Origin of the sequence: Micromonospora rubida (assembly GCF_009908295.1) — a bacterium.
GTDB classification, from domain to species: domain Bacteria; phylum Actinomycetota; class Actinomycetes; order Mycobacteriales; family Micromonosporaceae; genus Micromonospora; species Micromonospora rubida.
This window is the reverse complement of sequence record NZ_JAAALO010000008.1, coordinates 138,589-160,428: the sequence shown is the minus strand read 5'-3', so window position 1 is coordinate 160,428 and position 21,840 is coordinate 138,589. Positions and strand designations below refer to the sequence as shown.

General features: G+C 75.4%; 20 protein-coding genes and 1 pseudogene. 11 read left to right on the top strand and 10 right to left on the bottom strand.

Annotation, left to right across the window (positions count from 1 at the left end):
• The first annotated feature begins 55 nt into the window (after nt 1–55).
• From GVV04_RS34125 to GVV04_RS25705, 3 genes are all read left to right on the top strand, one after another.
• Complete coding sequence (locus GVV04_RS34125; RefSeq protein WP_256371533.1) at nt 56–181, top strand: hypothetical protein; 126 nt, start codon at nt 56–58, stop codon at nt 179–181.
• Between the two features lie 167 nt (nt 182–348).
• Complete coding sequence (locus GVV04_RS25710; RefSeq protein WP_161691592.1) at nt 349–1,980, top strand: RecQ family ATP-dependent DNA helicase; 1,632 nt, start codon at nt 349–351, stop codon at nt 1,978–1,980.
• Nucleotides 1,981–2,054: 74 nt separating this feature from the next.
• The gene (locus tag GVV04_RS25705; protein WP_161691321.1) at nt 2,055–2,558 is read left to right on the top strand and encodes a hypothetical protein; all 504 of its coding nucleotides are present in this window, start codon (nt 2,055–2,057) and stop codon (nt 2,556–2,558) included.
• A gap of 9 nt (nt 2,559–2,567) precedes the next feature.
• On the opposite strand, the gene GVV04_RS34570 is transcribed toward GVV04_RS25705, so the two are convergent.
• Nucleotides 2,568–2,840, bottom strand: a complete 273-nt coding sequence (locus tag GVV04_RS34570) for an SAM hydroxide adenosyltransferase (protein ID WP_161691319.1) — start codon at nt 2,838–2,840, stop codon at nt 2,568–2,570.
• 372 nt (nt 2,841–3,212) lie between these two features.
• Here GVV04_RS34570 and GVV04_RS25695 point away from each other — a divergent pair, with 372 nt between their 5' ends.
• The 5 genes from GVV04_RS25695 to GVV04_RS25680 all read left to right on the top strand — a co-directional run bounded on the left by GVV04_RS25695 (nt 3,213) and on the right by GVV04_RS25680 (nt 7,593).
• Nucleotides 3,213–4,424, top strand: a complete 1,212-nt coding sequence (locus GVV04_RS25695; protein ID WP_161691317.1) for a helix-turn-helix domain-containing protein — start codon at nt 3,213–3,215, stop codon at nt 4,422–4,424.
• Between the two features lie 382 nt (nt 4,425–4,806).
• Entirely contained in the window at nt 4,807–4,986 is a 180-nt protein-coding gene (locus tag GVV04_RS33495) for a hypothetical protein (protein WP_235967000.1), read from the top strand.
• Between the two features lie 49 nt (nt 4,987–5,035).
• Nucleotides 5,036–6,181, top strand: coding sequence for a helix-turn-helix domain-containing protein (locus GVV04_RS25690; protein ID WP_235966999.1), 1,146 nt, complete (start codon nt 5,036–5,038; stop codon nt 6,179–6,181).
• Nucleotides 6,178–6,426: a hypothetical protein gene (locus GVV04_RS25685; protein WP_161691313.1), complete on the top strand. Its 249-nt coding sequence runs from the start codon at nt 6,178–6,180 to the stop codon at nt 6,424–6,426. Before GVV04_RS25690 ends, GVV04_RS25685 begins: the two co-directional genes overlap by 4 nt.
• A 147-nt stretch (nt 6,427–6,573) precedes the next feature.
• Entirely contained in the window at nt 6,574–7,593 is a 1,020-nt protein-coding gene (locus GVV04_RS25680) for an AraC-like ligand-binding domain-containing protein (protein ID WP_161691311.1), read from the top strand.
• Between the two features lie 332 nt (nt 7,594–7,925).
• On the opposite strand, the gene GVV04_RS25675 is transcribed toward GVV04_RS25680, so the two are convergent.
• The 8 genes and pseudogenes from GVV04_RS25675 to GVV04_RS25640 all read right to left on the bottom strand — a co-directional run.
• The gene (locus GVV04_RS25675) at nt 7,926–8,909 is read right to left on the bottom strand and encodes a DNA topoisomerase IB (RefSeq protein ID WP_161691309.1); all 984 of its coding nucleotides are present in this window, start codon (nt 8,907–8,909) and stop codon (nt 7,926–7,928) included.
• The gene (locus GVV04_RS25670) at nt 8,893–9,891 is read right to left on the bottom strand and encodes a glycosyltransferase family 9 protein (RefSeq protein ID WP_161691307.1); all 999 of its coding nucleotides are present in this window, start codon (nt 9,889–9,891) and stop codon (nt 8,893–8,895) included. Before GVV04_RS25670 ends, GVV04_RS25675 begins: the two co-directional genes overlap by 17 nt.
• Nucleotides 9,888–10,589: an SDR family oxidoreductase gene (locus GVV04_RS25665; protein WP_161691306.1), complete on the bottom strand. Its 702-nt coding sequence runs from the start codon at nt 10,587–10,589 to the stop codon at nt 9,888–9,890. Before GVV04_RS25665 ends, GVV04_RS25670 begins: the two co-directional genes overlap by 4 nt.
• A complete protein-coding gene (locus GVV04_RS25660; RefSeq protein WP_161691304.1) occupies nt 10,586–12,088 on the bottom strand; it encodes a PfkB family carbohydrate kinase in 1,503 nt (500 codons plus the stop codon). The genes GVV04_RS25665 and GVV04_RS25660 overlap by 4 nt, the downstream gene beginning before the upstream one ends.
• Before the next feature lie 12 nt (nt 12,089–12,100).
• Entirely contained in the window at nt 12,101–12,904 is an 804-nt protein-coding gene (locus GVV04_RS25655) for a D-sedoheptulose-7-phosphate isomerase (protein WP_161691302.1), read from the bottom strand.
• A complete protein-coding gene (locus tag GVV04_RS25650; RefSeq protein ID WP_161691300.1) occupies nt 12,904–14,121 on the bottom strand; it encodes a glycosyltransferase in 1,218 nt (405 codons plus the stop codon). The genes GVV04_RS25655 and GVV04_RS25650 overlap by 1 nt, the downstream gene beginning before the upstream one ends.
• On the bottom strand, nt 14,106–15,080 hold the full coding sequence (locus GVV04_RS25645) for a glycosyltransferase (RefSeq protein WP_161691298.1): 975 nt from the start codon (nt 15,078–15,080) through the stop codon (nt 14,106–14,108). The genes GVV04_RS25650 and GVV04_RS25645 overlap by 16 nt, the downstream gene beginning before the upstream one ends.
• 116 nt (nt 15,081–15,196) lie before the next feature.
• Nucleotides 15,197–16,813 (bottom strand): annotated as a pseudogene (locus GVV04_RS25640) (HAD-IIIA family hydrolase); the annotation flags it as partial.
• Nucleotides 16,814–17,128: 315 nt separating this feature from the next.
• Here GVV04_RS25640 and GVV04_RS25635 point away from each other — a divergent pair.
• Both GVV04_RS25635 and GVV04_RS25630 read left to right on the top strand, forming a co-directional pair.
• The gene (locus GVV04_RS25635) at nt 17,129–17,557 is read left to right on the top strand and encodes an SRPBCC family protein (RefSeq protein ID WP_328822573.1); all 429 of its coding nucleotides are present in this window, start codon (nt 17,129–17,131) and stop codon (nt 17,555–17,557) included.
• Between the two features lie 158 nt (nt 17,558–17,715).
• On the top strand, nt 17,716–18,483 hold the full coding sequence (locus tag GVV04_RS25630; RefSeq protein WP_161691292.1) for a polyprenol monophosphomannose synthase: 768 nt from the start codon (nt 17,716–17,718) through the stop codon (nt 18,481–18,483).
• A gap of 213 nt (nt 18,484–18,696) precedes the next feature.
• Here GVV04_RS25630 and GVV04_RS25625 read toward each other — a convergent pair whose 3' ends face one another.
• Nucleotides 18,697–20,301, bottom strand: coding sequence for a phytoene desaturase family protein (locus GVV04_RS25625; protein ID WP_161691290.1), 1,605 nt, complete (start codon nt 20,299–20,301; stop codon nt 18,697–18,699).
• Between the two features lie 72 nt (nt 20,302–20,373).
• Here GVV04_RS25625 and GVV04_RS25620 point away from each other — a divergent pair, with 72 nt between their 5' ends.
• A complete protein-coding gene (locus tag GVV04_RS25620; RefSeq protein ID WP_161691288.1) occupies nt 20,374–21,807 on the top strand; it encodes an aldehyde dehydrogenase family protein in 1,434 nt (477 codons plus the stop codon).
• Nucleotides 21,808–21,840 lie beyond the last annotated feature (33 nt).

Below are 21,840 nucleotides of genomic sequence, written 5' to 3'. Positions count from 1 at the left end.
TAAACCTTACTGTTAGTCCGTGGCGCGGCGCGGCCCGACGTGGGAGAGTTCCCACATGCCACTGCCGCCCCTCGCCGACGCGACCAGCGCGGCCGACGTACCCGGTGTTCGGCTGCTCGGCCTGGTCGTCGGCGGCCTGCTCCTGCTCGCCGCCATCCGGGCGATGTTCCGCCGGCGCTGACCCCCACGATCGCCGGCCCCGCACCACGCCGGGGCTGTCCGACCGGCACCGGCGCGAGCAGCCCGGCCGCGATGAACGACGACCCCGGACGGGCCGGGAAGCGGCGGGCCGGCGCGCTCCCGCCGTGGGGTTTCGCCGCTGATCGCGACGGGTACCTCCGGCCCTCGATGAAACTGTCCACGCACTCGATGACGCTGCGCCGCGCGGCGCGCAGCCTGTTCGGTTGGACCGCCCTGCGGCCCAACCAGCTCGCCGCCATGCGCGCGGTGATGAAACGACGCGACGCCCTGGTGGTGCTGCCCACCGGTGCCGGCAAGTCGGCGATCTACCAGATCCCGGCCAGCCTGATCCCCGGCCCGACCGTGGTGATCTCCCCGCTGCTCGCCCTCCAGCAGGACCAGATCGCGGCGCTCAACGAGCGCCGACGACCGGAGCTGCGGGCGGTGCGGATCAGCTCGGACGAGACCGCCGCCCAGCAGGCGGAGGCCATCACCGAGATCCGCGAGGGCCGGGCGGAGTTCCTGTTCATCACCCCGGAACAGCTCGCCAACCCGGACCGGATGGCGGAGGTGAAGTCGCTCAAGCCGGCCCTCGTCGCCATCGACGAGGCGCACTGCATCTCGGCGTGGGGGCACGACTTCCGCCCCGACTACCTGGCGCTCGGGCACCTCATCGAGGGCATCGGCCGCCCCCCGGTGGTCGCACTGACCGCCACCGCGTCGCCGCCGGTCCGCGACGACATCATCGCCCGGCTGCGGCTGCGTGACGCCGAGGTGGTGGTCTCCGGGCTAGACCGGCCGAACCTCTTCCTCGAGGTGGCGCACTGCCCCACCGAGGACTACCGGTGGCGGCGGCTGCTCGCGCTGCTGCGCGAGGACAGGCGGCCCGGGATCATCTACGTGCCGACCCGGCGCGCGGCCGAGGAGCTGGCCGGCCGACTCACCGACGCCGGCTACCCGTCGCAGTACTACCACGGCGGCATGCCCGCCGCGGCGCGCGGCGAGCTGCACACGGCGTTCCTCGCCGACCAGGTGCCGATCATGGTGGCCACCTCCGCGTTCGGCATGGGGATCGACAAGCCCAACATCGCCTGGGTGGCGCACATGGCCCTGCCCGACTCGCCGGACAGCTACTTCCAGGAGATCGGCCGGGCCGGACGCGACGGGGAGCCGGCCCGGGTGGTGCTGCTCTGGCAGGCCGAGGACGTCGGCCTGCAACGCTTCTTCACCGGCGGCCTGCCGGACGCCACCGAGCTGCGCGACCTAGCCGCCCTGCTGCGCAAGAAGCCGGCCACGAAGAAGGAGCTGCGGGAGCTGACCGGCCTGGGGCCGCGCAAGCTCGGGCAGTACCTCGCCCTGCTGGAGCAGATCGGCGCCGCCGAACCGCGGTCGAAGCAGCGGATCGGCGTGCCCCGATACTCCCCCACGCCGGCCGAGGCCGGCGAGGCCGCGCGGGCCGAGGCGGAACGCCAGCAGACCGTGAGCCGGTCCCGGACCGACATGATGCGGGCCTTCGCCGAGACCACCGGCTGCCGGGGACAGGCGCTGCTGGCGTACTTCGGCGAGCAGATGACGAAGGTGTGCGGGCACTGCGACAACTGCCTCGCCGGCACGAGCGTCGCCGACGACGGCGCCAGCGGGCCGTTCCCGGTGCACAGCCAGGTGCGGCACCCGGAGTGGGGCCCGGGCATGGTGCTCAGTTACGAGGACGACCGGATGACGGTGCTCTTCGACGAGGTCGGCTACAAGACGCTGTCGGTGCGCGTGGTGTCCGAACAGGGTCTGTTGACCCTCGACTAGCCTGAGCCGGGCCCCGGCGACCGGGGTGCGGTGGCAATCGAGCCGAGTGAGACCAGGATGAGAGGAGCGCGGACGTGATCGAGCAGCCGGCGTACACCGGGTTCGGTTTCTCCGACGAGGAGTGGGGGCTGCTGGTCGGCCTGCCGCAGGCGGTGCTCACCGCGGCGAGCGTCGCCGAGCACGACAGCGCCCGTCGCACCATGGCCGAGAACGCCGCAGGCCTGGAGACCATCGCCACCGGCCGGGAGTCGGCCAGTCCCCTGGTCGCCGCCGTGGCCGGCGAGATCGTGTCCCGGGTGGGCGACCCGGAGGCCGGCGAGGAGCTGCCGGTGATCGTGCCGGCCGACCCGCGGGCGATGATCGAGGACGTGCTGAACCGGGCGGCCACGGCGGCCCGGTTGCTGGCCGCAAAGGTCGACGAGGGCGAGGCCGGCGCCTACAAGCACTGGCTCACGAAGGTCGCCGAGAATGTGGTGGGTGCGGCGTCCAGCGGCGGCATCCTCGGCCTCGGCGGCGACCAGGTGAGCGACTCCGAGCGGCGGTTCCGCGACCGGCTCTCCCAGGTTCTCAACGACTGATCCCGAGCGTCACGCCGGCCGTCCCCGGATCGGGGGCGGCCGGGTTGGGCCGCCGCACGCCGCCGGCAGCGCGTCGCCGTCTGCGCATCCTCCGGGTCCGCCGGCCACCCGTACGACGGCCACCATGTCGCCCGGCTCGACCAGGAGCACGTTGACGGCCCGGCCGCCGTTCACTGCCGTCGCGACCAGGCAAGCGGAGTCCACGTGGACCACCATCTCGCCGGGCGAGGCGTCGCCGAAGGTGGGCCGCCACTGCCGGCCAATTGCACCCGGGCCGGCCACGCGGTCAGCAGCTCGCCCGGCGCGGCGAGCTGCACGTAGCGAAGTGGTCCACGACCAGTAGCTCGGCGGTGAAGCCGTCCGGCCCGGATGCCCACCGGCTCGGCAGGCCGGACCAGGGCGGTGGTGTCAACTTCAGGCGTCCCGGGGAACGTCCCGAAATGCCAATGTGAGCCCACGAACGGATAGCCGAAAACACGAGCCGCTGCGGCTCCCGGTGCTGCGTGGAGTGGATGCTTGCGCCTGTGTCGGGCGATCGAGGCTGACCTCCGCTGGTCGGCGGCGTGGAGGGTTACGAGTTTCGAGGCTCGTGAGTACCGTGGGATCGGCGGCGGCCCGGGGGCCGGCGGCGCGTGGTGCTAGGAGGAGGTCGGGATGGACTCCATGCCGGGGCTGACTTTCGGGCAGCGGTTGAAGCTCTACCGTGAGCGTTCGGGCAAGACCCGGGCGGTGCTGGGCGGGCTGGTGGGCCGTAGTGCCGAGTGGGTGAAGGCGGTGGAGACCGATCGTATTCTGCCGCCGCGTGTCCACATGCTGGATCGTATTGCTCGTGCGCTCAAGGTCGATGTTTCCGCCCTGGTCGGGGAGTTGAGCGATCGGTCCGCCGTCGTCAACGGGCCGGAGCATCCTGCGCTCGCCTCGGTCCGCGACGCCGTCAACCGTTTCGTGTTGCCCGGTGATGCGACCGCTCAGCCGTTGGAGCAGATCAAGGGGCGTCTTGCCGCAGCCTGGCGGGCACGCCATGAGTCGTCGGACCACCGGACGGTGTTGGGAGCTGTGCTGCCGGACCTGGTCCGGGATGCTCAGCGCGCCACGCTGATGTACAGGGGAGACGACCGTCGTCGGGCACATGCGCTACTGGCCGAGGTGCTTGGGCTGGCTCAGATGTACCTTGCCTACCAGCCTACCGCCGAGTTGATCTGGCGCGTCGCCGACCGGTCGATGATGGCGGCGCAGGAGTCCGGTGATCCGGAGGCGCTGGCTCGCGCGGGCTGGTTCTTGTGTCAGGTCCACCGGGACTCCGGGGACTGGGACACCGCCACAACGGTGACGCTCGATCTCATCTCGGCGCTTGAAGCGCGAACGGCCGACGCGAACGCGAACCTGCTCGCCCTGTGGGGTGCCCTGAACTTCGAGGCTGCCTACGTCGCCGCTCGGGCGGGGGAGGAGGGCCGGGCCTGGCGGTACTGGGACCGCGCGGACCGGGTGGCGCAGCGGCTGCCGCAGGGCTTCTATCAGCCACAGACGTCGTTCTCGCGGGTCATTATGGCCGCCCATGCGGTGACCCTTGCCGTCGAGTTGCAGAAGCCCGGTGAGGCGGTGCGGCAGGCTGGTCGCCTCGACCCGGCTGCCATTCCATCGAGGCCGCGACGTGCCCGGCACCTGATCGAGGTGGCTCGCGGTCACTTCGGCAAGGGCGACACCGAGTCCACGGTGGCATCTCTTCGGCAGGCGTATGACTCGGCGCCGGAGACGATTCGCTTCAACGGCTACGCCCGTCAGATCACCCTGGATCTACTTGACGGGCCCCGGTCCGCGCGCAGTGGCGTGCGGGATCTCGCGCTGAAGGTCGGCCTCGTCTCCTGATCTAGGGGTACGAACCTTACCCATTCCGCGCCGCAACGCTCCGTAGGTTTCCCCTCACGGGATGCGGTGGGCGGTGTGGAGTCTGGCATGGTCGCCGCATCTCTCTCAGTTCCCGGGGATGAGGCGAAGTGCCTCATCCCCGACAGGGGAGGGCCAGTGCGGCGTGTCTCGTTCGAGGAGTATCTGGTCTCCGCCGCGCTGGCGCTGGCCCGAAGGCATCGGCCGGTGTGGTCTTGGCGGAGGTGGCGGCGGATCTGTGGGTGTGGGGCCGACCTGCCCTGTCGTGCCCGGCGTCGCGTCCCAATCAACGGCACCCATGAACTGGGCGCGGCGGCTTCGGTCCTTCCAAGAGCACGCCGCCGCGCCCTACCAGAGAGGGGGAATGATCGGCATGGAACCCAGTAACGATGACGAAGCCACGTCGAGCCGTGGTGAGCAGGCCGAGCAGGCTGAGCGGGAGGCCGCGAGGCGGCGGATTCTGGCGCAGGCTGAGGCGGATCGGATTCCGGTGGAGGAGACCACGCGGGCGGTGCCGGATCGGCGGTGGCGTCGTGGACAGTAATGATCTGCCGATAGGCCGTCGGGTGGCCCAGTGGCGGACTCGACGCAGGTTGACGCAGCAGATGCTGGCCGACCGGCTCGGCAAGTCGAAGAGCTGGGTCGACAAGGTCGAGCGCGGTGTCCGCACATTGGACCGGTTTTCGGCAGTCCGGGACGTCGCGGAGGCGCTTCGGGTGGATCCGACGGTGTTGGTGGGCGGAGATGCCCGGCCGTCGTCGACCACCGTCGCCGTTGAGGGCGTGGACGGAGTGCGGGCTGCGCTCGCGCGTTACCCCGCCCTCCTGGGCGGGCCGGATTCCCGGCCGGTTCTGCCGGCCGGTGAGTTGGGCCGGCGGGTGGAGCATGCCTGGTTGACGTACGAGCATGCGGACTATCCGCAGTTGGCGCGGATGCTGCCGGGTCTGCTCAGCGACGCCCAACACGCCCACGCCGCGAGCGCGGCGGGCGAGGTGGTGGGCCTGCTGGTGCAGGTCTACCGGATTGTGGCGTCGGTGCTGGTGAAGCTGGGCGAGGCGGACCTGGCGTGGCTGGCGGCCGACCGGGCGTTGGCGGTGGCCGCCAATGATCCGCTGTTGGGGGCGGTCGCGGCGATCCCGCTCGGGCAGGCGCTGCGCACGGCGGGGCGGGGCCGGCTGGCGATGGCCGCCACGGTCGCCGCCGCGCACCGGATCTCACCACCCGTGCCCCACGACGGCCCGCCGGAGGAGTTGTCGTTGTGCGGGACGCTGCTGGTGGAGGCTGCACTCGCTGCGGCGGTGTGCGGTGACGTGTGTGGTGTGGGGAAGCTGATCGGCCAGGCGGCCGAGGTCGCCGAGCGGGTCGGTGAGGGCCGGGACCATCACGGCGGAGTCAGCTTCGGGCCTGCGGTGGTCGAGGCGGCGCGGGTGGTGGTGGCGGTGGAGTTGGGTGACGGTGGTGAGGCGGTGGCCTGGCATGAGAAGGCGATCGGCCTCAGCGGGTGGGGGCGGTTGCCGGTCGAGCACCGGGCCGCGCACCTGATCGACGCCGCGCGGGCGTACCTGCAGGTCGGTGACCTGTTGCGGGCGGGCCGTGCCCTGGTCGACGCGGACCGGATCGCGCCTGCTGAGGTCCGGTGCCGGCCGGTGGCGCGTACGGTGATCGCCCAGGTGGCGCGCGGCGGCCCGGCACCGGCCGACGTGGTACGCCTGGCCGCCCTGGGCGGTCCGGCCCGGTGACCGCCCCGTTCCTCTCCCTGGCCCAGATCCGCAACCGGCTCACCCTGACGGCCCGGACGATCCTGCGCCAGCACCGGCCCGGCAGGGACGGACGCTGCCCGGTGTGCCGACTCCCGCACTGCCCGGCGGCGACCACCGCACAACACTTCCTCGCGACCATCCGACGGACCAGCGACGGGGTTGAAGTTCAGCAGCGAGGCACGGCGACCGGGCCACTCGCGCGCAACCGGAACGAACCGTGGTAGGGCTCCGGTGGCGGCTCGGCCACTCCCAGCGTCGACAATGGAGTCATGTCACGGACGGGAACGTGGGCGATGGACGCGCCGACCGGCGATGGGTGACGGCCTGCCGCGTCGTCGACCCGGCAGGGGCACCACACGGGGAGGTCGGTGATGGGCACACTACGGGCCGAGACGGTGGACACGGCGAGACTGCCGCCGGCGGAGCGGTGGCCCTTCTGGGTCGACATGTCGGCCCGGGTCTCCGCACCCATCGCGTTCGCCAGCGACCACGCGGCCGACTTCCGGGGCCGCGCCCGGCTGGTCGACCTGGGCGGCGGAATCCAGCTGACCCGGTTCCGCTACCAGTCCCTGGTCGGGCGGCGGACCCCCCGGCTGATCCGCCAGGCCGACCCGGAGGTCTACCAGATCCCGCTGACGGTCGCAGGCACCAGCGCGATCAGCGCCCGGCGCCGGGACACCGCGATGGGCAGCGGTGACTTCGCGCTCATCGACTGGGGTCGGCCACACGACATCATGCACGCCAGCCGGCAACACGGCCGGGAGGACGCCGCCTCGGCCACCGTGGTCATCCCCCGGGCGCTGCTGCCGCTGGACACCGACAAGGTCGACCGGCTCTCGGCGGTGCGGATCTCGGGCGCGCAGGGGCCCGGCGCGCTGCTCGCCCAGCACCTGCACCGGATCACCCGGAATCCCGAGCAGTTCCGCGCCACCGACGCCCCGTACCTCGCCGACGTCACCCTCACCCTGGTCTCCCTGCTGCTCGCCCGCCACCTCGAAGCCGAGGCCGCCCTCCCCGCCGAGATGCGCCAGCAGGCCCTGCTCACCCAGGTACGCGACTTCGTCGAGCGCAACCTCGGCGACCCCGACCTGTCCCCCCAGTCCGTCGCCGACGCCCACCACGTCGCCCTGCGTACCCTGCACCGCCTCTTCGCCGACCAGGACGAGTCCGTCAGCGGCGTCATCCGCCGACGCCGCCTCGAACGCTGCCGTCGCGACCTCGCCGACCCGCTCCTGCGCGACCAGACCGTCCAGGCCATCGGCGCGCGCTGGGGCTTCCGCGACAAGACCCACTTCAGCCGCGCCTTCCGCGCCGCGTACGGCACCAGCCCGCGCGCCTTCCGGGAGGGCCGGTGGCAGGAGGCGGGTCGGCCCGACCGGCCCACGGCCTGATCCGCACGCAGGAGTGACCCGTACCACCCGGCGGGGCGCTTACCCGGACGCACCGCCCGCAACGGCACGGATCGTCAACCACCCGGCGTCCACCGTCAACCCGGTTCCGCCGCCGCCCGGCGATACTTGGGCGGGCCGGCGAGCGGGACCACCGCCCCGGCGGCCCACACGTAACGGGGGCCGTGGCGAGGCGCCCGCGACCGACCGTCGCGGGCGGCCGCCCGGTGCCGTCCGTCCGCGCCCCCAGCCGCGCGACGTGACGTCCCGTGCTCGGTCACCGGCTGCCGGCTCCGGCCCCGTCGCTCTCCCCCCAGGACCGTCGACGGGGCCGGTCAGGCGTCCTTCAGCAGTTCCAGCACCCGCCGCTCCGCCTCCGCCCGGGGCATGCCCGATTCCACCGGGGCCACCACCCCGTCGTGGAACAGGTCGACCACCCGGGGGTCCACGTAGGAGGCCCGGGCCACGTTCGCGGTGTTGCCGAGCAGCTCGGCGACCTCGCGCATCACCGCCGCCACCGCCCGCTTGCGGGCCGTCGCGGACCGGGCCGGCCCGTGGGTGGCCAGCTCGGTGGCCGCCAGCACGGTGGCGTGCCAGGTGCGGAAGTCCTTCGCGGTCATCTCACCGCCGCTGGCGGCCCGCAGGTACTCGTTGACCTCGTCGCTGCGCACGTCCCGCCAGTCCCGGCCGTCCCAGTAGCCGAACAGCCGCTCGGCCCGGCGGCGTCGGCGGCGCAGGTCGGTCAGCACCCGGCACAGCTCCGGGTCCTCGATCCGCCGCACCTGGTCGACGCCGCCCTTGGCGGGGAACTCGAACACCACGCAGCCCCGCCGGCTGCGGGCGTGCTCGGGGCGCAGCGTGGAGACGCCGAAGGTGGCGTCGTCGCCGACCGCGTACTGGTCGCTGCCGACCCGGAACATCCCCATGTCGAGCAGGCGGGCGACCGTGGCGAGCACCCGGTCCCGGTTCAGCCCCCGGACGGACAGGTCGTGCTCCACCCGCTCGCGCAGCGCCGGGAGCCGGTGGGCGACCTCCAGCACGTGGTCGAACTTCGCCTCGTCCCGGTTGCGCCGCCACTGCGGGTGGTAGAGGTACTGCTTGCGGCCGGCGGCGTCCATCCCGGTGGCCTGGATGTGCCCGTTGTGGTGCGGCGAGATCCACACGTCCCGCCAGGCCGGCGGGATCACCAGCTCCCGCAGCCGGGGCAGTTCGCCGGGGGTGCGGACCGGCTCGCCCCTCGGGTCGAGGAACGTCCATCCCCTGCCGCTTCGCCGGCGGCCGTACCCCGGCCTGGCCGGATCGCTACGCCGTAACCGCACCGGAGACCCGCACCGCCCGTTCCGCGTCGTCCACGGCCGCCAGCACCTCGTCGAGGCCGACGGCCGCCAATGCCGGATCGGTTGCTACCCCATCGAGCCCGGGCCAACCACCCCGCGATCCGGGCGACCCGGCGGCGGGCCGATCGCGCGGGCCACCGTCGCCGTGCCAGAGCACCCGGTGCCACGGGCGGTCCGGCGGCGGCCCCCACCGCGCCGGCGCGACGGGGCCGAAGAGCACCACCGACGCGGTGCCGTACCCGGTGGCGAGGTGTGCGACGCCGGTGTCCCCGCTGACCACCAGGCGGGCGTGGGCGACGAGGGCGGCGAGGTCGCCGAGGTCCGTGCGGCCGGCGAGCACCGCGTCCGGCGCCAGCCCCCCGTGGTACGCCACCCACCCGGCCAGTTCCCGCTCGCCCGCCGAACCGGTGACCACCACCCGGTGCCCCCGGCCGGCCAGCTCCCGGGCCAGCGCCGCGAACCGCCGGGCCGGCCAGCGCTTGGCCGCGACCTTGCTGCCGGGGTGCACCACCGTCGCCCCGGTCGGCACGCCGCCGGGCGCGGGACGGCGCAGGGCCAGGTCGGCGCGGTCGGCGCGGAGGCCGTACCAGCCGAGCAGGCGGCACCACCGGTCGACCTCGTGCTCGTCGGCCCGCCAGTCGGGGCCGTCGGCGTGGTCGGCGGCTGGACTGGCGAAGGCGAACAGCCGGCCGGGGCGGGTGGCGGCCAGCACGCGGTGCGACCGGGGGCCGCGACCGTGCAGGTTGACCGCCAGCTCCGGCGGCGGGCCGGGCCACGCCAGGTTCCCCAGGCCGTCCGCCGGCACCAGGCGGTCGACGCCGCCGACCAGGTCGACCAGGGGGGCCAGCCAGCGCGGGGCGGCCAGGGCCAGCTCCCGGCCGGGGTACGCGGCGCGCAGGGCGCGCAGCGCCGGCACCCCGGTGGCGAGGTCGCCGACGCCGAGCGCCCGGAGCACGAGGATCACGGGTACGAAGACTCGCGCTCGGCGCAGACGACCAGTTCGCGTACGGCGCTGCCGGGTGGTTGGGACAGGGCGAACATGACGGCGGCGGCGGTGTCGGCGGGGTCGTTGAGGTTGGCGTCCGGGCCGGGCCGGTACTGCGCGTCCCGTTCGTCGAAGAAGGCGGTGCGCATCCCGCCGGGGACGAGCAGGGTGACGCCGACCGCCCCGGCCAGCTCGGCGGCGAGGGCGCGGGTGAAGCCGACCACGCCGAACTTCGCGGCGCAGTACGCGGTGGCGTCGCTGACGGCCTTCACGCCGAGGGTGGAGGCGACCGTGACGACGTTGCCCCGCGACTCCTCCAGCCAGGGCAGGGCGGCCCGGATCACCGCGGCGGTGGCGAGCAGGTCGACGGCGACGATCCGGTCCCAGGTCGCCCCGGGCACGTCGGCGAGCCGGCCGGGCACGTCGATGCCGGCGGCGGTGACGACGGCGTCGAGGCCGCCGGAGCGTTCGGCGAGCCGCCGGGTGGCCGCCTCGGCGGCCCGGGTGTCGGCCAGGTCGCACTCGATCCACGGCACCCCGTCGGCCGGGGCGTGGCGGTCCAGCACCAGCGGCCGACCGCCGGCCCGGGCCACGGCCGTCACCACGGCCGCCCCCAAGCCGCTCGAACCGCCCGTGACCAGGACGGTCTGCCCCGTCCCCGCAGCGTTGCCGGTCATCGTGCCCCCTTCGCCGTCGCGCCGTCCACGCCCACCGCCACGCCCGGCGGCGGCCCGGGCACCCGGTCGCCGGGCCCGGTCGTCCCGCCGCCGGCACGGGCGGCGGCGATCATGTCGGTGGTGGAGCGCCCGTCGAGGTACGGGACGACCACCGTGTGCCCGCCCCAACGGCTCAGCAGTTCCGCCTCGGGCAGCCCTGGCTCGCCGCCGCCGGTGGCGTAGTCGCCGCCCTTGACCCAGACGTCGGGGCGCAGCCAGGTCAGGGCCGCCTGCGGGGTGGGCTCGTCGAAGACCAGCACCGCGTCGACGCAGCCCAGCGCCGCCAGCAGCCGGCCACGGTCGGCCTGCGGCACCACCGGCCGGTCCGGCCCCTTCAGCCCCGCCACGCCGGCGTCGGAGTTGAGGCAGACGACCAGGCAGTCCCCGAGCCGGCGGGCCGCCTCCAGGGTGGCCACGTGCCCGGCGTGCAGCAGGTCGAAGCACCCGCCGGTGGCGACGACCGTGCCGCCGGCCGCGCGGACCGCCGCGACCACCGCGGCGGCGGCACCCACCCCGACCCGGTCGCCGCCGCCGGTGCGGGACCCGGTCACCGGGACCGTCCGGGCCGGCGGCGGCAGGGCTGCGGCCACTCCCCCGGCCGCGACGTACGCCGACGCCTCGGTGACCGCCGCCTGCACCGCCTCGGAGACCAGCGCGCCCCGGGAGAGGGCGATGCAGGCGGTCGCGGCGAACCGGTCGCCCGCACCGCAGGTGTCCCCCTCGGCGCTGGCCGGGGCGGGCACCACCAGCGGCGTCGACCCGGCGTGGCAGAGCAGCGCCCCGTCGCCGCCCAGGGTGACGGTGACCGCGCCGGCCCGCCAGCGCCGGCGCAGCTCCTGCGCGCCCCTCGACGCGGTGGCCAGCCGGGACGCGCCCGGCCCGGTCTTCACCAGCTCGCGCACCTCCGACTCGTTCGGGGTGGCCAGGTGCACCCCCGGCACCGCCGCCGGGCCCCGGGGGTGCGGGTCCCACACCACGGGCGCACGGGTCGCCGCGAGCGCGCCGCGCAGGGCCGGCTGCCGGGCCACTCCCCGGCCGTAGTCGCTGACCAGCACGGCGGACGCGGAGGCGAGCAGCCGCAGGGTGACCTCGCTCGGCTCGCCGGGCTCCCCGGCCGGTCCGCCCCGGTCGTGCCGCAGCAGCACCCGACCCCGGGCGTGCAGCCGGACCTTCTCCGGGGTGGCGCCGCGCAGCGGCAGCGCGTACACCTGCACCCCGGCGGCCGCGAGCAGCGTGCTCAGTCGGGCCCCGCCCTCGTCGTCGGCGAGGGCGGTCACCAGGGCCACCTCGGCGCCCAGCGCGGCGGCGAAGACCGCCGCCAGGCCGGCGCCGCCGGGCCGGTCCACGGCCGCCGACTCGTCGAGCACCGGCACCGGGGAGTCCGGACAGAGCCGGTTCACCACCCCCTCGACGTCCCGGTCGAGCAGGATGTCACCGACCACCACCACGGGTCCCGCCATCAGCTCGCCTCCTCAGCCCGCCTCGACCTGCCGGGCGGCCTCGCCGTCCAGCACCACCTCGACCCCGGCGCGCACCGGCCGCTCCGGGCCGCCGGCCGCGCCAACCGCCGGCGCCGCGCCGTCCGGGCCGCGCTCGCCCGCCGCCGCGAGGGCGGCGGGGAGCACCCGGTCGACGTGCTCGCAGAGCACGTGGACGGAGACCAGGTGCAGTTCCTGGACCACCTGGCTGTCCGGCGAGTCGATGGCGAGGGCGTCGTGGCAGGCGTCGGCGAGGGGGTTGGGGGTGGGACCGGTGAGGGCCCAGCAGCGCAGGCCGACCTCACGGGCGGCGCGGGCCGCTGTGAGGAGGTTGGTGCTGGTGCCGCTGGTGGACATGAGCAGGAGGATGTCGTCCCGCCGGCCGTGGGCGCGGACCTGACGGGCGAAGGTGTGGTCGTAGCCGTAGTCGTTGGCGATGGCGGTGAGGGCGGAGGTCTCGGCGTGCAGGGCGATGGCGGAGAGGGGTTGCCGGTCGTCGCGGAGCTTGCCGACGAGTTCGGCGGTGAGGTGTTGGGCCTCGGCGGCGCTGCCGCCGTTGCCGGCCACCAGCAACCGGCCGCCGGCGGCGAGCCGGTGCGCCAGCTCCCCGCCCCACCGGGCCAGCAGTTCCTCCGACCTGCGGTACGGCAGCAGGGCCGCGGCCAGGTTGGCCAGGTGCCCGTCGAGCACCGACGACGAAATTGCCGGGCCGGCGGGACCGGCCGGTGCGGCGGCCGGGCCGGCGGAACCGGGCTGGCCGGCGGCCGGGCCGGCGGGACCGGGCTGGCCGGCGGCCATCAGGCGACCACCCGGGCGGGCCGGTGCACCGCCGCCACCTGGCCGTACACGTCGGTGAGCCGCTCGGCCGTGGCGGCCCAGGAGTAGCTGCGCCGGGCCCGGTCGCGGGCCGCCCCGGCGTAGGAGAACCGGCGGATCCGGTCGTCGAGCAGGCGCCGGATCGTGGCGCCCAGCGCGCGCGGGTCCCGGGCCGGCACCAGGTCGCCGGTCACGCCGTCGAGCACGGTGTCGGTCAGCCCGCCGACGGCCGTGCCGACCACGGGCACCCCGCACGCCATCGCCTCCAGCGGGGTCAGCCCGAACGGCTCGTACCAGGGGGCGGCGACCAGCACGTCGGCGGAGCGGTACCAGCGGCCCATCTCCTCGCGGGGCACCGCCCCGACCAGCGTCACCCGGTCGGCCACCCCGCTGGACTCGGCGAGCGCCCGCAGCCGCCGGGCGTGCGGGTCGGTCTCCAGCAGCCCCTCCGGCGGGCCGCCCACCACCACGCACTCGGCGTCCGGCACCAGCGGCATCGCGCGGATCACGTCCTGGAAGCCCTTGCGCTCCACCAGGCGGCCCACGGTGAGCAGGCGGGCCCGCCCCGGGGCCCGCTCGGCGGCCGGGCCGAGCGGCGTGAACGTGCCGAGGTTGACCCCGGACGGGACGACGGTGATCCGGGACCGGGGCACCCCGAGCCGGACCAGCTCGCCGACCTCGTCCTGGCACTGGGCGACCACCCGGTCGACGGCCCGGCCCAGCTCCCGCTCGTGGGCGATCCGGCGGGGCGGGCTGGTGTCCTGGGCGCCCTGGTGGCGGCGCTTCACCGTGCCGAGGGCGTGGTACGTCTGCACCACCGGCACCCCGGTCTGCCGGCCGGCGGCCAGCGCGGCCAGGCCGCTCATCCAGAAGTGGGCGTGGATCACCTCGGGCGTCCAGTCCCCGGTGCACCACCAGTCGACCAGCCGGCGGCCGAACGCCCGCATGTGCGGCAGCAGCGCGTCCTTGGCGACCGGCTCGGCCGGCCCCGCCGGCACGTGCACCACGTCGTACCCGTCCGGGCTGCGGACCGTCACCGGCAGGTCCACCGCGTCCCGACGGGTGTACACCCGCACGTCGTGACCGGCGGCCGCGAGCGCGGCGGAGAGCTCCGCGACATGCGTGTTCTGGCCGCCGGCGTCCTCGCCGCCGAGGACGGCGAGCGGGCTGGCATGCTCCGAGATCATCGCGATGCGCATACTTCCTCCTCCAGCAGCCGGTCCCAGTCAGCGAGGAAACGGTCCAGGCCGTAGCGGTCCCGGGCGGCCCGCCGGGCCGCCGCGCCCGCCCGGCGGGCGGCCGGCGGGTCGTCGAGGAACCGGCGGGTCGCCGCCAGCAGGTCGTCGACCCGGGTGGAGAGCGCGCCGGCCTCCGGCGGCACCGCCACCACCGCCTCGGTGCTGGCCAGCGCGACGACCGGCATGCCGATGGCCATCGCCTCGATCAGGCTGAGCCCGAGCGAGGTCCACCGGCACAGGTGCAGGTACGCCCGCCGCCGGGCCAGCTCGGCGTGCATCCGGTCCTGCGGCACGTCGTCGTGGCTGGTGACCCGGTCGGCGGGCAGCCCCAGCCGGTCGGCCAGCCCGGCGACCCCCATGCCGAAGACGTCCAGCGGGGCGAGGGCGGCGAACCGGGGCAGCAGGTCGGTGCCGGTGACCCGCCAGCGGCGCACCGGCTCGTTGATGACGACGGCGAGCCGGTCGAGTTCGCCGGTCCACTCGACGTTCGGGGCGACGATGCCGTGTTCGACGACGGTGCTGCGGGTGCCGCCGTTGTCCCAGAAGAGCTGGTTGAATCCGGTGACGTGGACGAGCAGCAGGTCGTCGCGGTCGGCCATCGGGTGACGGGTGTTGGGCACGTCCCCCTTGGGGGTGTTGTGCTCGACGTAGACCGCCGGCACGTCCCGGCCGACCTGGCGGCCGAGCCACTCGGAGGCCAGGTCGAACTCCTCGGGGCGCTGGAGGATCACCACGTCCACCTCGGCCCGGCGCAGCTCGGCCGGGGTGACCTCGACGGCGCCGTCGGGCCACGGGTAGGTGCGGGCCCGGCCGAGGCCGTAGGGGCCCCGGTCGGGGGTGACCGGCACCAGGTAGCGGTGCCTGCCGTGCACGAAGGACGTGGCCCAGGAGCCGTGCACGTGCCAGACCAGGACGTTCATCGGCCGCTCCCGCCACCGGCCGGCACGGCGACCGCCGGCGACCCGCCCGCCGTGGCGTCGGCGCCGGCCACCCCGCCGGCTCCGGCCGTGGCGTCGGCTGAGCGTTCCTGCTCGTCCGACGGTGGCGCGGCGGCCCTCGCCGTGGGCAAGTCGAGGAGCCGGACCGCGTCGAGGACCGCTGCCGGGTCGACCCCGGCGAGGCAGGGGTGCCCGGCGACCGGGCAGCCCGCCGAGCGGGTGTCGCGGCAGGGCGCGTCGGCGTCGCCGAGCCGGACGGTCGGCACCCGGTAGGGCCCCCACTGCCCGAACGGGACGGTGGGGGCGAACAGGCTGACCACGGGGGTGCCGAGCGCGGCGGCGAGGTGGGCCGGGCCGGTGTTGCCCACGACGAGAGCACCGGCGTCGGCGATGATCCCGGCCAGTTCGGCGAGTCCGGTGCGTCCGCCGAGGTCCGTGCCCCCGGCGGCGGCGACCAGGGCGGTCAGTTCCCGCTCGCCGGCTCCGCCGGTGACCACCACCCGGTGGCCGGCGTCGGCGAGCACCCGGACGATCCGGGCGGCCAGCTCCGGCGGGCAGGCCCGGGCCGAGGCCGACGAGCCGGGGTGCACGACCACGTACCCGGGTGGGCCGAGCTGCGACGGCGCGGCCGGCACCGCGTCCCGGCGCAGGCGCAGTCGGGGTTCGTCGTCGGCGGGCAGGGCGTGACCGGCGGCGGCGGCCAGCGACAGGGCCCGCTCCGGTTCCGGCACCCCCGCCGGGACGCGGTGGCGCACGTCCAGCAGGCTCCCCGGGTAGTCGTCGCTGATCGCGGCGATCCGGGGCACCCCGGCCAGGCGCAGCAGCAGGGCCAGCGGCAGCGGCGACTGGTGGAAGCTGGTGAAGATCACCGCCTCGTCCGCCCCCACCGCCGCCAGCCGCCGCACCAGCCGGCCGATCCGCTGCGGGTCGACCGAGGCCGGGTTCGGGTCGATCCACTCCAGGGGCCACTCGACGATCTCGTCCACCCCCGGCAGCAGTCCCGCCGCCGCCCGCCCCCGGGGCCCGCACAACAGCACCACCCGCCGCGCGTGCGCCGCCACCGCCCGGACCCCCGGCCCGGTCACCAGCACGTCCCCCGCCGAGTCCGACCGCACCACCAACACCGTCCCCGCCGTACGCCGCTCGGCGGGAACGACGGCGGCCTGCCGGCGCAGGATCTCCTCCACCGCGGCCGGCAGCGTCGGGGCGGTGTACGGGGCGGCGGCGACCTCCTCGGCCCGGGTCACCGGCGTCGGCACCATCACCCCGGACGCGCCCGCCGCGAGGGCGGCGGTCATGTCCCGACCGATGTCCCCCACCATCACGCACCGCCCCGGCGTGGTGCCCAGATCGGCGGCTGCGGCGCGTACCAGCCCCGGCGCGGGCTTACGGCACCCGCACCCCGCCCCGGCGTCGTGCGGGCACACCCGCCACGTGTCGAACGGCCCCAGCAGCTCCTCGATCCGCGCGTGCACCCGCTCCAGCTGCCCGGCGGTGAAACACCCCCGCGCCAGGCCCGACTGGTTCGTCACCACCCCCAGTCGCAGCCCCGCCGCCCGCAACCGGTCGAGGGCCTCCCGCGCGCCCGGCATCGGCCGCACCTTCTCCGGCTCCCCGTTGTACGGCACGTCCTCGATCAACGTCCCGTCCCGGTCCAACAGCACCGCGTCGAACAGGACACCGCCGGACCGAGCGCGGTCAGCACCCGGGTCCACCCGGGCTGACCTGCGCCGATCCGGCTCCAACTGGTCCCGTCGCACGGGCGGCGGGTTCCCTGCGCCCCGAGGAGTAAACGTCGGCCTCGGCGCGGTACCGCCGCCCCGCCCGCCGGGCCGGCTCCTGTCCCGGGTGGCCGGCCCGCCGGGCCGGCTCCTGTCGCGGGACCGCGTCACGGCGGGCGGACCGGGAGCGGGTGGGTCGCGCGTCTTCTCCGGTGCGGCGATACCCGCCGCACCGGAGAAGCTAACCCACCGGCGTCGTTAGCCCCGCCCGGAGCCGGGTATGGGAGCGCAGTGGCGATTGTGGAGAAAGTGATCGAAGCACCCCCACAGCGGGTCTTCGACGTCCTCGCGGACGGCTGGACGTACAGCGACTGGGTGGTCGGCACGGTGCACGTGCGCGGCGTCGACGACGCCTGGCCCCAGGTCGGCGCCCGACTGCACCACAAGGCCGGACCGTGGCCGTTCTCCCTCCAGGACGTCTCCACCGTGCTGGTCCATGAGCCGCCGCGCAAGCTGGTGCTCAGGGCCGGGCTGTGGCCGGCCGGCGAGGCGATCGTGGTGTTCACCCTGGAACCGGTCGGCGAGCACGCCACCCGGGTCCGCATCGGCGAGGACTTCGCCGCCGGCCCGCTGCGCTGGGTCCGGAACAAGCTCAACAACCTGGTGCTGCACCAGCGCAACAAGGAGACGCTGCGCCGGCTCGCCGACATCTCGACCCGGCAGAAGGCGGATCGGTGACCGGCCTGGCCCGCCGCCTCTCCGTCAGGTCGCCGAGGAAGGCCGCCCGACCGGGGAACACACCACGTCACGCGTGCCGGACGGGGAGCCTTTACAACAAGGAACGGGCAACTGGCTACCCTCTTGGTGAACCTGTCGGCAAACCGAGGATGTCCGTCATGATCGAACCCGTGCTGTTGCCCGAGCCGTGGCGTGACGCGCGCCTGACCGTCGTGGTCCCCACCTACAACGAGGCGGGCAACCTGCCGGTGCTGGTCGAGCGGCTCCTCGCGCTGCCGCTGCCGGGCCTGACGGTGCTGGTCGCCGACGACAACTCGCCGGACGGCACCGGCGATGTGGCCGACAAGCTGGCCCTCGAACACCCCGACCGCGTGCAGGTGGTGCACCGGGCCGGCAAGGAGGGCCTCGGCCGGGCGTACGTCGACGGGATCACCCGGGCGCTCGACGGCGGCGCCGAGTACGTGGCGCAGATGGATGCCGACCTGTCCCACCCGCCGGAGGCGCTGCCCGGCATGCTCGGTGCGCTGCTGTCCACCCGGGCGGGGGTGGTCATCGGCTCCCGCTACGTCCCCGGCGGCCAGCTCGACGAGGCGTGGCCCCTGTACCGCCGCGCGCTCAGCGGCTGGGCCAACCTCTACGTGCACACGCTGCTGCGGGTGCGCATCCGCGACCTCACGGCGGGCTTCAAGATCTGGCAGGCCGACGCGCTGCGCGACATCGGTCTGGACCGGGTGCAGTCGAACGGCTACAGCTTCCAGGTGGAGATGCACTACCTGGCCACGAAGCTCGGCCACACCATCCTGGAGGTGCCGATCCGCTTCGAGGAGCGCCGCGACGGCGACTCGAAGATGACCACCGCCACCAAGATCGAGAGCGCGCTGATGCCGTTCAAGCTGCGCACCCGGCACCGCAACATCGAGCGCTGACGGCCCTGCGCCCGGGTGCCCGAAGCGCCCGTGCCCGCCACCCCGCCGCCACCCCGCCATCCCGTCACCGGTCGGCCGCCCTCGGTGACGATCCGGCGTCCGTCGATGGGCCGGCGGGCACGGTGACCGGCCGGCGGGCACGGTGACCGGCCGGCGGGCACGGTGACCGGCCGGCGGGCTCGGCGATCGGCCGGCGGCGCTACGCCGGCGAGTTCAGCGGTAGACCGCCCGGTTGGCCGCGCCGATCACCCCGGCGTAGAGCCCGCCGGTGACCGCCCGGTCGCGGGCCAGTGCCGCCCGGGCCGCGTTCGCGCCCGGCGCGCCGTGCACCCCGCCGCCCGGGTGCGCCGACGAACTGGCCAGGTACAGCCGGTCCACCGGGGTGTCCGCGCGGCCCAGGCCGGGGATCGGCCGCAGAAAGAGCTGCTGGTACGCCGCGGCGGTGCCGCCGCCCAACGCCCCGCCGACCAGGCTCGGGTCGCCCCGCTCCAGGTCCGCCGGGCCGGCGACGTGCCGCCCGACGATCCGGGCCCGGAAGCCGGGGGCCGCCGCCTCCAGCACCTCCTCCATCCGGTCCACGTGCGCGGCGATGTCCTCGGCCCGCCAGTTCCGCCGGAACGGCAGGTGGGTGTACGACCAGAGCGACTCGGTCCCGGCCGGCGAGTGGCTCGGGTCGGCGACGCTCATCTGCCCGAGCAGCAGGAACGGGTCGCGGGGGACCTCGCCCCGGGCCAGTTCGGCGGCGTAGCCGGTCAGGCCGTTGAGGTCGGCGCCGAGGTGCACGGTGCCGGCGGTGGCCACCGTCGGGTTGGCCCACGGCACCGGCCCGGACAGCGCCCAGTCGACCTTCAGGGTGGAGCCGTCCCACCGGAAGTGCGCGAGGTCCTCCACCAGCCGGGGCGGCAGCGCCGCCGGGCCGACCAGGTCCAGGTAGAGCGCGGGGGCGGGGACGTCGGCCAGCACCGCGCGCCGGGCCCGCCAGGCGGTGCCGCCGACGGTGCGTACCCCCATCGCCCGGCCCCGGGCGGTGAGCACCCGGTCCACCCGGGCGTCGTAGAGGATCCGGCCGCCCCGGGCGGTGAGCCGGTCCACCAGCGCGTCGGTGATCCGCTGCGCCCCGCCGACCGGCACCGGCCAGCCGACCTGCTGGCCGAGCATGGCCAGCAGCCAGCCGTACACGCCGGAGCCGGCCTCGTCCGGCGACAGGTCGGTGTGCAGGGCGCAGCCGGCCAGCAGCAGGGTGCCGCCCTCGCCGTCGAACATCTCGTCGCCGAGCTTGCGCACCGGCACGACGAGGCGGCGGGCCAGCCGCAGCGACCCGCCCACCCTCAGCCGGCGCAGCAGGCCGAGCCCGCCGCGCACGGGCGGGAACGGGGTGGTGATGGCCGCCAGCATCGGCCCGGCCACGTCCAGCCAATCAGCGTACGAGCGGCGCCACCGCTCGCCGTCGGCCGGCGCGAACGCCTCCAGCGAGGCCGCCGTGGCGTCGAGGTCCCGGTTCAGCACCGCCGCCCGGCCGTCGGGCAGCAGGTGGGCCAGCACGTCAGGGGCGTGGGTCCAGCTCAGGCCGTGCCGGTCAAGCTCCAGGTCGGCCAGCACCGGGGAGGCGTACCCGAGGGGGTAGAAGGAGCTGTACAGGTCGCTCAGGTAGCCGGGGGCCGTCACCTCGGCCGAGCGCACCGCCCCACCGGGAGCGCCGGTCGCCTCCAGCACCAGCACGTCCCAGCCCGCGTCGGCCAGCAGGTTGGCGGCCACCAGGCCGTTGTGGCCCGCGCCGACGACCACGGCGTCCGCCGTCTGCACCCCGGTCGAGATCATCCGATCCGGCTACCCGGCCGGTTACCGGGTGAAACGCGTTTGCGTCGGGGGGACCGGGGCATCCACCGCCGCATGTACACGGTTTCGCAGCTCATAGGTGGAGTGTGGGGCGCGGGCGGCACGGGCGGCGAACTGGTCGTCCGCGACCCGGCCGACGGCTCACCGGTCAGCACCGTGCCGGTGGCGACGGCGGACGAGGTCGGCAAGGCGGTGGAGGCCGCGCGGGGCGTGGCGGCCGACTGGGCGGCGACCGCCCCGGCCGAGCGGGCGGCTGCCCTGCACCGGGCCGCGGACGCGGTCGAGGCCACGACGGAGGAGCTGGCCGCGGCGGTCACCGCCGAGATGGGCAAGCCCCTGGCGGACGCCCGGGGCGGCGTCGAGGCGGGGGTCGGGACCCTGCGACAGTACGCGGAGCTGGCCCCGCTGCGCGGCGGGCGGACCCTGCTCGGCGGCGCGGACGCCATCGACTTCATGACCCCGCAGCCGCGCGGGGTGGTCGCCGCGCTCACCCCGTGGAACGACCCCGTGGCGGTCGCCTGCGGGCTGCTCGGCGCGGCCCTGGTGACCGGCAACGTGGTGCTGCACAAGCCGAGCGAGCGGACCCCGGCGACCGGATGGCTGCTGGCCCGGGCGCTGGACGGCGCGCTGCCGCCCGGGGTGCTGTCGCTGCTCACCGGGGGCGGCGACGTCGGCGCGGCGCTGGCCGCCAGCGACGTGGACGTGGTGGCGCACGTCGGCTCCACCGCCAGCGGCCGGTCGATCGCCGCGGCGGCGGCCCGGACCGGGGCGAAGGTGCTGTTGGAGAACGGCGGCAGCGACCCGCTGGTCGTCGACGCCGGCATCGACCCGGTCTGGGCGGCGGAGCAGGCGGCGCTGGGGTCGTTCGCCAACGCCGGGCAGATCTGCGTCGCGGTGGAGCGGATCTACGTGCACCGCGATGTCGCCGAGGACTTCGCCGACGCCCTGGTGCGGCGGGCCGAGGCGCTGCGGACGGGCCCCGGGCGGGACCCGGGGACCGAGCTCGGGCCGCTGGTCGACCGGCGGCACCGGGACCACGTGCACGGGCAGGTGACGGCGGCGGTGGCCGACGGGGCGCGGGTGCGCACCGGCGGCGCGCTGCCGGACGGGCCTGGGGCGTTCTACCCGGCGACCGTGGTCACCGACTGCCGGCACGACATGTCCCTGGTCCGCGAGGAGACGTTCGGCCCGGTCGCCCCGGTGGTCGTGGTGGACTCGTTCAGCGAGGCGCTGCGGTGCGCCGCCGACTCGCCGTACGGGCTGGCCGCCACGGTGCTCACCGGGTCGATGAGCCACGCCCATCGGGCCTGGCGGGAACTCCCGGTCGGCACGGTCAAGGTCAACGCCGTCTTCGGCGGGGCTCCGGGCGGCGCAGCCCAACCGCGCCGCGCCAGCGGTCAGGGGTTCGGTTTCGGCCCGGAACTCCTCGACGAGTTCACCGCCACCAAGGCCGTCCACCTGCAGGCCCCCGGCGGCGGACACTGGTGAGTGAGCGCCCCGGCCGGGGGCGGTGGCGGTGCG